General features: G+C 41.5%; 11 protein-coding genes and 1 riboswitch. Of the genes, 2 read left to right on the forward strand and 9 right to left on the reverse strand.

Annotation, left to right across the window (positions count from 1 at the left end):
* Positions 1-115 precede the first annotated feature (115 nt).
* Entirely contained in the window at positions 116-577 is a 462-nt protein-coding gene (locus FKZ59_RS13645; protein ID WP_246045900.1) for a polyprenyl synthetase family protein, read from the reverse strand.
* Positions 578-892: 315 nt separating this feature from the next.
* Between FKZ59_RS13645 and FKZ59_RS13650 the strand changes: the two genes are divergently transcribed.
* Positions 893-2,290, forward strand: coding sequence for a hypothetical protein (locus FKZ59_RS13650; protein WP_141603304.1), 1,398 nt, complete (start codon positions 893-895; stop codon positions 2,288-2,290).
* Positions 2,291-2,342: 52 nt separating this feature from the next.
* On the opposite strand, the gene metA is transcribed toward FKZ59_RS13650, so the two are convergent.
* From metA to FKZ59_RS13685, 7 genes are all read right to left on the reverse strand, one after another.
* On the reverse strand, positions 2,343-3,281 hold the full coding sequence (gene metA, locus FKZ59_RS13655; protein ID WP_141603305.1) for a homoserine O-acetyltransferase MetA: 939 nt from the start codon (positions 3,279-3,281) through the stop codon (positions 2,343-2,345).
* 95 nt (positions 3,282-3,376) lie between these two features.
* A riboswitch (SAM riboswitch) is annotated at positions 3,377-3,486 on the reverse strand.
* Between the two features lie 67 nt (positions 3,487-3,553).
* Complete coding sequence (locus FKZ59_RS13660) at positions 3,554-4,321, reverse strand: SAM-dependent methyltransferase (protein WP_141603306.1); 768 nt, start codon at positions 4,319-4,321, stop codon at positions 3,554-3,556.
* Between the two features lie 4 nt (positions 4,322-4,325).
* A complete protein-coding gene (locus FKZ59_RS13665; protein ID WP_141603307.1) occupies positions 4,326-8,084 on the reverse strand; it encodes an AAA domain-containing protein in 3,759 nt (1,252 codons plus the stop codon).
* 95 nt (positions 8,085-8,179) lie between these two features.
* Positions 8,180-8,602, reverse strand: a complete 423-nt coding sequence (locus FKZ59_RS13670) for an acyl-CoA thioesterase (RefSeq protein ID WP_141603308.1) — start codon at positions 8,600-8,602, stop codon at positions 8,180-8,182.
* 279 nt (positions 8,603-8,881) lie between these two features.
* Positions 8,882-9,460, reverse strand: a complete 579-nt coding sequence (locus FKZ59_RS13675; RefSeq protein WP_141603309.1) for a transcriptional regulator — start codon at positions 9,458-9,460, stop codon at positions 8,882-8,884.
* 123 nt (positions 9,461-9,583) lie between these two features.
* The gene (locus FKZ59_RS13680; protein ID WP_141603310.1) at positions 9,584-9,880 is read right to left on the reverse strand and encodes a DUF2653 family protein; all 297 of its coding nucleotides are present in this window, start codon (positions 9,878-9,880) and stop codon (positions 9,584-9,586) included.
* A complete protein-coding gene (locus tag FKZ59_RS13685; protein ID WP_141603311.1) occupies positions 9,868-10,350 on the reverse strand; it encodes a hypothetical protein in 483 nt (160 codons plus the stop codon). The genes FKZ59_RS13680 and FKZ59_RS13685 overlap by 13 nt, the downstream gene beginning before the upstream one ends.
* A gap of 271 nt (positions 10,351-10,621) precedes the next feature.
* Between FKZ59_RS13685 and FKZ59_RS13690 the strand changes: the two genes are divergently transcribed.
* Complete coding sequence (locus tag FKZ59_RS13690; RefSeq protein ID WP_141603312.1) at positions 10,622-11,602, forward strand: diaminopimelate dehydrogenase; 981 nt, start codon at positions 10,622-10,624, stop codon at positions 11,600-11,602.
* 137 nt (positions 11,603-11,739) lie between these two features.
* Here the strand turns inward: FKZ59_RS13690 and FKZ59_RS15225 are convergent.
* The coding region (locus tag FKZ59_RS15225; protein ID WP_141603313.1) for a transposase at positions 11,740-11,860 on the reverse strand (121 nt) is incomplete at its 5' end.

Consider the following 11,860-nt stretch of genomic DNA (forward strand, 5'->3'; position numbering starts at 1 on the left):
ATTCGGTATACTTTTAGACATAGGTAGGGTTCTCCTTTCTCTGGAATGTTTGGGTTCAATCAGAGAATACCCTACCTTTTTTCTTTTGGTCTAGCAAAATGCTTTACACAAAATTTTATACATCATCTGGAAGCGAAATTTTTTTTGTTTTAATATCGTTTTTCTCATCCCAGCGAAATAATGCACATAAATCATTGTCAATTTGCGCGGCAATTCCTAAATTCTTAGCATACTTTTCAATAATGGGAGAATTGTTTTTATCATCCGCTAACGCAGCCCCTACTAAACACGCCATTGATACTAAAGCTCCAGATTTTTTCTCTACCATTTCCAGATATTCGGATTCCGTCTTTATATCATAAGTGGCATCCATATGTTGTCCGTTAATGCTTTGTAGTAAATGGGATGAAATATATAACTGTACTTTTGCTTTTTTATCATCATCATTTATCAAATCGATAATAGCTTGTTGTCCTGCTAACAATAAACCAATCGCAGAATGAAGTGTGGTTATATTCGGCGCATTATTCCAAACGTATTCTAAGCTGTCCTGATCAATAGAGGAGAGCTTTTTCACTTTTTTCAGTTTTTAGAAATGGAAAGTATCCATATTTATGGTGCCATTTTTAATTCCATCAAAATTTAACCATTTTTACAATTGTTTTCGCAAAGACTGTGAAAGGTGCCAAGCGTGAATTGAATTATGGTCACCAATCCCCTGATAAAAGAGCGGCTAATAAATCCTTCCTTGCTATACTATTAACCTTATCTCTTTCATCTGTTATACCGTTTAAGATATCTTCTTAATAAATTTAGTAATATACTTCCCAGTACACACCCATTGGTCATTTTCCTCATATCCTAAACAAAAAGAATGGAAGGAAAGTGGCCTATGGAAATCGAGTTGTCCGCATTGCATTGGATATATGTTGTTTTCATCATGCTCATTATCGGGTTTATGGTGAAACGGCGGGATACAACTTTGGTCTGTTTGGTTGGGATCTTTTTGCTCTCCATGGCGGCGACCGGGGATTTTGTGCTTTCTTTGAGGAAAGTGTTTGAAAGCTTCGTCTTTGCCATTGGTGAATTGCTCTCCACCATTATGATCATTTGTATTATTGTCGCCATGAGCCGGGTGTTGTTAAAAACGGAGATTAATGAAGTCATGGTCTCCCCATTTTCAAGAATTATTAAAAATCCTGCATTGGCTTACTGGACAATCGGAATCTTGATGATGATCATCTCCTGGTTCTTCTGGCCTTCCCCTGCCGTGGCGCTTCTGGGAGCCGTTTTATTGCCTGTAGCGATCCGGGCGGGGTTGCCTGCGCTTGGCGTCGCGATGGCCATGAACTTGTTCGGGCACGGCATCGCTTTATCCGGTGACTTTGTCATCCAGGGAGCTCCAAAGTTAACCGCTGATGCGGCCGGCCTTCCGGTCAGCGAAGTCGTTTCCGCCAGCGTGCCGCTGGTCATTGTGATGGGTGCCGTTACGACATTGGTGGCTTTTTTCATGCTCAGACGGGATATGAAACGGGGAACCATTGAAATGGAAGGAAACTTTGATGGCGCGGGGAAAGACCAGGAGGAAGCCGAGCCGCATCTATTGTCCCAAAACCAAAAACGATTTTTCGCTTTCCTGATTCCCGTTGCCTTTTTGTTGAATGTCGTGGCCATGTCCATCTTTGATTTGTCGGGAGGAGACGCAACGGGTCTCATCGGTGGCACAACCCTCGCCCTGCTGCTCGTCCTCTCCATGTTTGCCCACAAAAATGAGGGATTGGAAAAAACGACAAGTTATTTAATTCAAGGATTCCAATTCGGCTTTAAAGTGTTCGGTCCGGTCATTCCCATTGCGGCCTTCTTCTATTTGGGGGACTCCGGATTCACCCAGATCATCGGGGATTACTTGCCGAAAGGTTCTCACGGAATCATCAATGATTTAGGAAGCGCTTTGGCATCTGTTGTACCGTTAACGACGGAAATTGCGGCGATGACGGTTGCCGGAGTCGGCGCCATTACAGGCTTGGACGGTTCCGGGTTTTCCGGCATTTCATTGGTGGGATCCATTGCCAATCTTTTTGGAACGGTGATTGGCGAAGGAACGGCTACCCTGACCGCTTTGGGGCAAATTGCAGCCATTTATGTCGGAGGGGGAACATTGGTGCCTTGGGCGCTCATTCCTGCGGCGGCCATCTGCAACGTCAGCCCGTTTGAACTCGCCAGAAGGAACTTGGTTCCCGTTGTCTCCGGACTTGTTGTGACTACCATTGTAGCCATGATTCTCATATAAAATGAAAAGCTGTAAAAATTCTTCATAAATCGAAGAATTTTTACAGCAAATTTTAAATGTAATAATCGATGGCGTCATCCACAAAGTGCCATTCGTATGGAGTTTCTTGATATACGTAATAGTTCAGCCAGTTATAGAACAACAAGTGCGCATGGGCTCTCCATGTATTTTTTGGAGGTTTTGTCGGATCGTTATCAGGGAAATAATTCTCAGGTATTTCTACCGGCAAACCTTTCTTTATGTCACGCTCATATTCTTCCGCAAGGGTTGTTGCATCATATTCCAAATGTCCGGTGATCATGATGTGTTTATGGTCTTTCGATTGGATGATGAATGGCCCCACTTCCTCGGAATAGCTGAGCAATTCCAGTTCCGGATGTTGTTGCACTTCTTCCAGCGACACGGTAGTATAACGGGAATGCGGCGCCATGAATTCGTCATTGAATCCTCTCACTAAATCGTTTGTCAAATCGGTGATCACATGTGCGTATACCCCGGAACATTTTTTCGGCAATTCATATTTGCCGATTCCAAAATGATAATAAAGCGCAGCCTGTGCAGCCCAACAGATATAAATAATCGATGTGACATTCTCTTTCGCCCAGTCCAATATTTCCGTCAATTCTTTCCAATAGCGTACTTCCTCAAATTCCATCCGTTCCACAGGCGCACCGGTAATCACCATTCCGTCAAAACGGCGGTGTTTAATTTTGTCAAAGGTTTTGTAGAACATTTCTAAATGGCTTTTGGACACATGCTTAGGTTCATATGTAGCCGTATTCAGGAACGTTACATTGGTTTGCAGCGGCGTATTGCCGAGCAGGCGCAACAATTGCAGCTCCGCTTTTTCTTTTTCCGGCATCAGATTGAATACCAAAATATTTAATGGACGGATGTCCTGCGATAAAGCGCGGTCCTCTTCCATGACGAAAATCTTTTCGTTTCTCAAAATTTCTCCGGCAGGCAAATTTTTTGGAATATTAATTGGCATTCTCATGTCCCCCATTTCTCAATCTATTTAATAAAAAAACCCTGCTCACTCCGGAAAGAGAATGAGAGGGTACAAAAAGTCTCTTCTTGCACACTCTCTTATCTCCCAAGGCAAGAGCCTTGCTGGAATTAGCACCTTTCTAACGTAATGTTAGAGGTTGCTGAAGTTTCATTGGGCCAAGTCCCTCCACTTCTCTTGATAAGAAAGTATTTCATTGCCATATAAAATTAAGAATATCCTAACATATCCTATAAAGAATTGCAATCTCTGAGCTATTTTATTTCGCTCTGAAATTTAGCCGTCCACTCCATTTTTTCCTTTTCCATAATTTCTTTTTCTAAGCAGGAATCCCAATTATTAAATAATGTATTCCATACGCGCGGGAATAATTCCTTGTTTTCTGCGTTCTTTACGATGAATTCGATGCACGGCACATCATTGATTTGCGTATTCTCCATCGATAGAATGGACTTGATTTCTTGACGGGTTTCTTCCAGTTCATCCCTTTTCAATGCTTGAATTTCCTTCATGACAAAATCTTCGTTGATAAGTTTAACCTCTTCTTCTTTTGTATAACGATATAGCTGATCCGGAAAATCATCAAAATCCAGGACTTCGTCAATATCTCCCTGAAGGATTTGATGATGGACGGGGCTATATAACAATTCGATAACGGCAGGCTCCAATGTTTCCTCGAATATTCCCCGCCCATATTGCCTCTTTCCTTTTTTAGTCAACCGATATACATTATCTTGCCGTTCCAACAGTCCGTTTTTTTGCATTTTTCTCAACAAATCTTCAATAAACAGCGGTTCCACAAGCAAAATTTCACTCAGTTGTTCGGCGTTTTCAAAAGAGGCTTTCTGACAAGAAAACAGCAGGATTTTCATTAAAATATCCATCGTTTTTTTCCGAACCGGCTGATAAGCGACTTCATACGTATACATCGGAATGCACCAAATGTCCGTATGAATGACGGTTTCTTGATTGTCTTTTTCCAATTGATTGATTAATTGTTGCTGCAAATGTTGGAGTTCCATTTTGTCAGTTGTACGTCTCCTTCGCTGCTTTTCTCAGGCCCTGCTGCCGCTCTACAACTTCATATAGATGCTGATACATTTCTTTCGTTTCGTTTCTTTTCGTCCGTTTTGTAAACATTTCGGAACTGCCGATGATTATCAACAGTTCCCGTGCCCTTGACAAGGCAACGTTCAACCTGCGGTAATCTTTCGCAAACCCGATTTCTCCGTGAGGATTGTTGCGAACCATGCTGAGAATGATGACATCCATTTCCATACCTTGGAATTTATCAACGGAGCCTGTCCGAATGTTCAAATGAGGCAAATCCAGTTCACCGATCAATTGATTGACACGATTCACCTGCTCCCGGTAAAAACTGATCACTCCGACGCCCTTTAAAGCATCCGGTTCCATCAGGCCTTGTTCCTTCGATTTTTCCGCCGCTTCATTCAAATCCATCAGCAATTTCCGAATCATCGCAAGCTCAGAAGGATTGAACAAGCTGGCTCCTTCTCTCATCCTTTCTTCATAATAAGCCGGTTCGTTCGGAAAATCAAACCATAACAAATGCTCATTGCGCTTTACATATTTTCCGTTCAATTTATGGTCCCGCTCTACGTCAGAGTTTTCCAGGCCGCATTTCAGCGAATCCTTGCCATGTTGATAGAACGGAGTGATGGTTTGCATAATTTTTTCATGCATGCGATATTGGATTCCCAGCATTTTTTTGTTTGTATTTGGCAAATTTTTATAAAGACGTTCAAACAATGATTCTTCCAGCAGTTTTTCAAGTTCCCGTTTTTCATCAAAGTCCTTCGTTTCCTTCATGATTTCTTCCAGCGTTTCTTCAAAAGTCTCATCGCCGATTAACGGCGGCAATTGATGATGGTCGCCGACGAGGATAATTTTTTTCCCTTTCAACATAGGAAGCAACAATTCCGGCGGTGTCGCTTTCGACACTTCGTCAATGATGACGACATCAAAAACTGGATAATTGTCCATAAATTCTTTGTTTGCGGATGCCACACAAGTCGTCCCGATGACGTTGGCATGCTTCACATAAAGTTTCCGGATTTCATCCAAGTCCTGCTCTGTCGCACTGTTTAACAGCGAAAACCATTCTTTTTGGATTTCCTGCGCAACCGGAAGCAGCTTGATTTGCTCCTCCAATTTTTCGATTTTTGTGCCGCAGTGTATTATTTCTTCTTTCGTTTGTTCGAGTTCCAACTCGGGCTGTTGTGTGACAAGTTTCTGCAGCTGTTCCACTTTTTTCTCCAAAGCGATGCCTTGGCGGTGAAGTTCCTTCAGCTCGTTTTGCAGGTTTGAATGCTTTTCCTGATGATCGGACAGCGCTTTTTCTATTTCATCGATTTCCTTTATGAGCTCAGTCTTTTGCTGTTCATAATTTCGATATGTTTCCTGTTGTCCTGCAAGGTTTTCAATTTTTTCCTGCAATGTGCGAATAACGGCCTGAAGTTCTTCAACGGAAGGAATAAAGCCGGTATTTTCCACTTCCAAATCGGATAATTCCTTTTCAACTTTCTCCATTTGCAATCGAAGCTGCGCTTCCTTCGCTTTTAAGTTTTCTACTTTCTGTTCGCTGAGACCAACTTTTTCCAAATATTGTTCCAATACTTCCTTTTTCAACTTTTCAAAGACGACTTTAGATTCATCCGCCAACGATTTTAATTGATACAATAAATCATTGATATAAAGCCTTCTTAAATACAACCCCCTGATCGAAGGGACGCCGTTTTGCCGATTGATTTTTTGCTGCTTGAAAGCCATGGCCAGCTTGTCCAAAAACTCATCCACTTCATGCAGCGAATAGAAATGATTTGGAGGAAGTTCCACCGGTTCAATCCGGATCTTTAGCGTTTTTTCATTGTATGCTATCGCTTTTTCAATCCGTTCCGCAATTTGCTTGGCGGGTTTCAATTTGATGATTTTTTCATGGATTTTCTCCATATCAAGCAGTAGCTGATTGATGACAAAACCTCTCCGGATTTCATGAAAGTCAATAAACTCTTCCACTTCGTACAGTTTCTTGAATGATTGCAGTTGAGCGATGTGTTCCTGGACTTTCTCTTTTGTAGACTCCAATAAGTATATTTCATGGACGGTTTGCTGCCATAAGGATTGAAGTTCCTTTAGTTTTTCTTTTGTTTGGACATAATGGATGCAGTTTTCGCTTTCTTTGATCAGCTTCTTTGCTTCTTGAATTTCCTGCTCTGTTTTCTGTAACCCATTTCCGGAAATAATGTTTTCTACCTCAGCCAATTTCCCTTTTCGTTCAATCAGTGAAGATTGAATCGTTTCCGCCGTTTTTGCAAGTTTCTCTTTTTCCTTATTCAGCGAAATCTTTTGTTTTTTCAAAGCCGCTATTGCTTTATGGATTTTCTTCAATTCTATTTCTGCATGCTTTTTCCTTAATACTTCATTTTCAAGATCTGCTTCTTTTTCTTTCAGCTGTTCCATTCGGCGGCGGCAATTTTCCATTTCATCGAGCAGCAATTCTTCTTTTTGGCCGTGCAGGCCGATTTCCTTTCTAATGGCTTCATACGTTTGACGTTTCCAGTATTCCGCCACATTTTCCTCAATAAACTTTTTCCCTTCTTCTTCAATGCTTTCCGTCCGTCCATATCTCAAAATCCGAATGTCCTTATTGGACAATAGTCTTCCAAGTGCATTATCCACCGCCAAGTTGGATTGGGAGGCGATAAGCGTCTTCAGCCCCATTTTCACGTTTTGATAACAAATTTCGGAGATGACCGTTGTTTTCCCGGTTCCCGGAGGCCCTTGAATCACATACAAATCTTCCGTTTCAAGGGCGCCACGGACCGCTTCTTTCTGGTATTCATTTAGCCGGTTATGAAATTCGATCTGGAGCCGTTTTTTTCGCTCAGCCACATTCGGACGATCTTCAAATAAAAAGTTTTCGAGATTCGGGATTGCCGCAAGCCCTTCCTTTAAATGCTCAAAACCTTTTAACAAGCGGTTCAGCTGGGATTTGGTAGAGGCATTGCTGAACGTGATGGAGTCTGACGGGAAATCCAGTGCATCCAGTTTTACAAGCTTGGAGACTTGAGGAGTCAGTTCAATATCGACTGTTTCCTTCTGGGCGTTTGCCTTGATCACTTCCCCCATTTCATTTTTGAAGCCTCTCAGATAGGCATTCATTCCTTTCAGCAGTTTCCACTCTTTGCTTTCGATGCCGCGAAGTTTGAGGGAGGCAACTGAAAAATCGGGAGAGAAAGAAATCGATTGGATGCTTGCTTCGATGTCATCGATGTCCGCATTTTTATATAGCACTTTTAAATAGCTTTCCCAGCCTGCAATTCGTTTGTTGACATATTCATATTGTTCCTTTGCAACCGGAAGTTCGGCTATGGTTCTTAAAAACAGCTCAGGGTATGTATGTCCGCTGATACGGGTAGGCGCAAAATGAATTCTCATCGCCTTTCTTCGGTTGGTTTTGACAGGAGTTTGCTTTCCCTTTGTCCTAAAGTTTTTGGCAATGAGGCCATTCTTTACATCAAACACGCAGTCAAGAATCACGACCCGCTCATTCATCTTTTTCGCCAATTTTTCGTTTTTCCGGTTGTCAAAATAGATGGACAAGGAGATGCCCGTTTCTTCAATCGATTGTTTCTCCAAATACACAACAAAAGACTGTTGCAACTGAAAAAAGGCATGTTCATCGGTAAAATGTTCCTTGATGGCTTCCCGAGCCGTATTCGTCAACACAATAAAGCATTTTATAAGCTCGAATGTTTCCCCCATGAACACACCTCCTTTTTCTCACAAACGACATTATAGCAAAAATCCTTCGGCCGTTATAGATTCAAACCATAATAAAAATGACTAGCATCCACTAGTCATTTCGTTCGGGCAATTTCGTGGTATTTTGCATCCCAGGCAGGATCGATTTTTCTAAGCGGCACCGGTCTGAAGTTGTCTTTCTTTACCAAAATATTGACCGTCGTCCCGGTTGCCGCAACCGAACCGTCTTCGTGCAAAATTTCATATCCATATGTAGTGCGCAATTTATCATGGTGTTCCACCCAAGTTCTGACTGTTGCGGTTTGTCCATAACGCATCGCTTTTTTATATTGAACGGACAGATCGATGACAGGAGAGACGTAGCCCATTTCCTCCAATTTGGCATAATCATAGCCTAGATCACGGATAAGTTGCGTCCTTCCGATTTCCATCCAAACTACGTAGTTTGCATGGTAGACAACGCCCATCTGATCCGTGTCGGCATAGCGCACTTCCACTTTCTTTTCGCTGACAAACATAAAATCACCTCTATATCAGTATACCTTATAGAAAACTCCCTGCAAATGGAAGCAGGAAAAATCTAAAAGGATATCTCATTATTTACCAACTATAGAGAAGGAGGTTTCGGGAAATAATGTACTATACCAAATAGCATGGGACAACATGTAAATGGAATGAGAGAACATGATGAATTGGAAAATCATTTTTCGCTATATCTCAAGTCACTGGGTAATTAAATATTACATTAAAATAAAAAAACTGATGTGAATGAGGCTGCCATTCCATCAGTTTTTTCATTAGAAACCGATCAATTGTCCGATTGATTTGATATCATTCAAGATGTGTTCTTTATTGATGATGACATTTGCATACCAAAGTTCAATGATCTCCTTGGCTTTCTCCTCAACAGGCTTCTTTTTCCTGATTAATGAGACGATGGTATCAATGAATTTTGTCCTTTCTTCATAAAATTCCACCCGCTTATGAAAATCCCGGTTCACTTCAGTCTGGAACACTTTCCCGAGCCGAATGATTCCCAAATTGACGTGCTGTTCGGAATATAAGGTCGATCCTACATAGGCAAGCTTTTCATGGAAAGAAACCGGCCCTTCTTTAAAATAACCGGACATCAGCCGCTCCACTTCCGAAGCAACAGATTTCAGTTTACTGATTTGGCTATCCGTCAATTCTTTTGTTTGTTCGAAAACCGGCAGCATTGCCAGAGTATCTTCGAACAGTTCCTTCACTTTTTCAATCCGTTTCGCATCATAGGGTAATTTCAGCTGTTTTTGGATATTTTCAAACACAAATAACCGCTGAAGATAGCCCGTCAGCAACACAATGCCGTTATATGCTTTTTTGGCATCCATTGTCATCCGAATCCCACTTTCTCAAATCTTTTTCCTTGAACATAACATATTTCGATAGAAAACGAAATAGCCATTTCTCAGCATATTCTATTAAAAAGAGAAGGAGGTGCCATCAGGCGACACCTCTTTTTAATCCCATTCAATATTCGCGATGATTCCTTCTTCGTCGTGAAGATCCAGCACAATCCGTGCGGACATCGCATCCCGATGCAATTGTTCTTCGATATAAAGACGGATTGCGGTAATGAGATTTACCGTATTATAAGGCTCCATTTCCCCGTTGATGAAAGCTTCCGCGGCGAACCCTCTTGCATCATCATACAACAATTCCACTTCCACATCTTCCGGATGTACATGTTTAAATTTTGCATGGAATAAACAAACGGCATCCACAATGTCCTGTTCAGATAATGTTATCTTCTCCAATGTTCCGTAACCTCTTTCTCATGTTTGCGTTTTAACATGAAATAAATTTTCATGATGAGATAAGCAATGAGCAAAATCGCCCCAAGATTAATCGCCAAACCTAACAGGTTACCAAGAAAACCTAAATCCCCAAGCAAACCGCCAAGCAATAGGCCGGCAAGTCCGCCGACAAGAAGACCTTTCATTAATCCTCCGGAAGAAAATCCTCCTTTTGGTGTGGAAGTTCCGGATTTGTTAGCCGTTGTGCCGGCTTTGTCCGTTTGATTTGTTGTCGCTTTGTTTACTCCATCTTTATTGGCGTCATCGTTCATCCGAGATTTGGAAGGGCTGTAATTTCCGCTGAATCCTTTTTTGCCGGACTTGTAAGATTTCGCTTCGACAGTAGTAATATCTCCGCTATCTAATATAAATGCACCCACATTGGAAAATACTAGTGCAAAAGCAAGCAGAACAGCTGAAAGTTTCTTCATAATAGTTGAATCCTCCTATTTTTGCATCACAGTTGTCATACAATACAAGTATAGCAAATCCTCAATGGTAAAAAAACTAAATACACCGACCGGTTTCAATGTTTTCATGGTGAATAGATGGTTATAATCTTTCTAATCCAACAATAGTGGTCATTTAGTATAAAAAATATGCCTTTTTATGCAAAGCATTGTATAAAAATTTATTGTATAATTATCTTCTGCGGGATATTATAAAATATATTCGTTGTTGTTTTAGGAGGAAGGAGTATTTATGAGCAAAATCAGAATTGGTATCGTCGGATACGGAAATTTGGGCAGGGGCGTTGAAGCTGCCGTTCAGCAAAACCCTGACACCGAATTGGTTGCGGTATTTACAAGAAGAGATCCAAAAACGGTCACAACAAAATCAAATGTAGAAGTGTTACATGTGGATGATGCACCATCCTATCAAGATAAAATCGATGTAATGATTTTATGTGGCGGTTCTGCAACAGATTTGCCGGAACAAGGTCCTCATTTTGCGCAATATTTTAATACTATCGACAGCTTTGACACGCATGCCCGCATCCCTGAATATTTCGAAGCAGTGAACGCGGCCAGTGAAAAAGCGGGCAAAGTTGCCATCATTTCTGTTGGATGGGATCCGGGATTATTCTCTTTAAACCGTCTTCTTGGCGAAGAGGTGTTGCCAGTAGGGAATACATATACCTTCTGGGGTAAAGGCGTAAGCCAAGGCCACTCTGATGCCATCCGCCGTATAAAAGGAGTAAAAAATGCGGTGCAATATACAATTCCGATTGAAGAGGCCGTAAACCGGGTTCGCCGTGGCGAAAATCCTGAACTTTCCACACGCGAAAAACATGCCCGTGAATGTTTCGTTGTGTTGGAAGAAGGAGCAGATCCGGCTAAAGTTGAACATGAAATCAAAACAATGCCAAACTACTTTGATGAATATGATACAACTGTGCACTTTATTTCCGAAGAAGAGTTAAAGAAAAACCACAGCGGCATGCCTCATGGCGGATTTGTCATCCGAAGCGGCGTAAGCGGATTGGGAGACAAACAAATTATGGAATTCAGCTTGAACCTTGAAAGCAATCCGATGTTTACTTCCAGCGTTCTTGTGGCCTATGCGCGGGCTGCCTATCGCTTAAATCAAAAAGGAGACAAAGGCGCCAAAACGGTATTTGATATCCCATTCGGTCTGCTTTCTCCAAAATCTCCGGAAGAATTAAGAAAAGATCTTTTATAATACTAAAGAAAAAACCTAAAAAATCATCCATCTCTTGATGGATGATTTCAGACTGTCGACAAACCCCAACTCAAATGAAGCATTTGAGTTGGGGTTTGTCTTTTTTTGCTCATCATTTTCTAAGATTCTTGTCTTATTTAGGCTGGACATGGTCTTTTCCATGTCCAGTTTGCCATTTTCTTTAAGTTCATGGCAGCGAAAGTAAGCATCGCCTGCATGGACAATTTTTCCAATCCTCGTAGAGTTGTCCATCGCATG

Source organism: Ureibacillus terrenus, from assembly GCF_006569205.1.
Classification (GTDB): Bacteria; Bacillota; Bacilli; order Bacillales_A; family Planococcaceae; genus Ureibacillus; species Ureibacillus terrenus.

Excerpts from the sequence above, each read along its gene's own strand:
- FKZ59_RS13650 (WP_141603304.1), top strand. The coding sequence starts at position 893 with ATGGAAATCGAGTTGTCCGCATTGCATTGGATATATGTTGTTTTCATC.
- metA (WP_141603305.1), bottom strand. The coding sequence starts at position 3,281 with ATGCCAATTAATATTCCAAAAAATTTGCCTGCCGGAGAAATTTTGAGA.
- FKZ59_RS13660 (WP_141603306.1), bottom strand. The coding sequence starts at position 4,321 with ATGGAACTCCAACATTTGCAGCAACAATTAATCAATCAATTGGAAAAA.
- FKZ59_RS13665 (WP_141603307.1), bottom strand. The coding sequence starts at position 8,084 with ATGGGGGAAACATTCGAGCTTATAAAATGCTTTATTGTGTTGACGAAT.
- FKZ59_RS13670 (WP_141603308.1), bottom strand. The coding sequence starts at position 8,602 with ATGTTTGTCAGCGAAAAGAAAGTGGAAGTGCGCTATGCCGACACGGAT.
- FKZ59_RS13675 (WP_141603309.1), bottom strand. The coding sequence starts at position 9,460 with ATGACAATGGATGCCAAAAAAGCATATAACGGCATTGTGTTGCTGACG.
- FKZ59_RS13685 (WP_141603311.1), bottom strand. The coding sequence starts at position 10,350 with ATGAAGAAACTTTCAGCTGTTCTGCTTGCTTTTGCACTAGTATTTTCC.
- FKZ59_RS13690 (WP_141603312.1), top strand. The coding sequence starts at position 10,622 with ATGAGCAAAATCAGAATTGGTATCGTCGGATACGGAAATTTGGGCAGG.